The 717-nt window shown below is 70.4% G+C and carries 1 protein-coding gene; it reads right to left on the reverse strand.

What is annotated here, in order from left to right; genetic code table 11:
* Nucleotides 1–717, reverse strand: a 717-nt coding sequence (locus tag NQU54_RS48700) for a KS-MAT linker domain-containing protein (RefSeq protein ID WP_306279895.1), incomplete at both ends; no start/stop codon positions are given.

Below are 717 nucleotides of genomic sequence, written 5' to 3' on the forward strand. Positions count from 1 at the left end.
ACTCACGCCCCATCCCCAGCCGCTGACTCCCCTGCCCCGTGAACAGGAACGCCACCTTGCCCTCGGCAACCGTGCCCTCGACCACACCCGGGGCGGACTCACCCCGCGCCAGCACGTCAAGCGCCCGCAGCAGCCCGTCCCGGTCACCAACGCTGAGCACCGCACGCCGCTCCAGCGCGGCACGACCGACGGCCAGGGCGTGGGCGACGTCGAGCGGTGCCGACTCCGGCCGCGTCTCGATGTGCGTGCGCAGCCGCGCGGCCTGCTCCCGCAGCGCCTCGGCGTCCTTGGCCGAGAGGACGAACGGCAGAAGGCCGCCGAGTCCGTTCCGCTCGGGTGCCTCGGCCGTGGCGGCCGGAAGGATCAGGGCGGGGGCCTGCTCGATGATGGTGTGCGCGTTGGTGCCACTGATGCCGAACGAGGAGATACCGGCCCGGCGCGGACGACCCGTCTCCGGCCACTCCACCTGATCCGTCAACAGCGAAACCGCACCCGCCGACCAGTCCACATGCGGCGACGGCTCATCCACATGCAACGTCTGCGGCAACACACCATGCCGCATCGCCAACACCATCTTGATGATGCCCGCGACACCGGCCGCAGCCTGCGTATGACCGATGTTCGACTTGATGGACCCCAACCACAACGGCCGGTCCCCATCCCGCTCCCGCCCATACGTGGCAAGCAGCGCCTGCGCCTCGATCGGATCACCCAGCC

This window comes from Streptomyces malaysiensis subsp. samsunensis (genome assembly GCF_024519315.1).
In the GTDB taxonomy this organism is placed as follows: Bacteria; Actinomycetota; Actinomycetes; order Streptomycetales; family Streptomycetaceae; genus Streptomyces; species Streptomyces malaysiensis.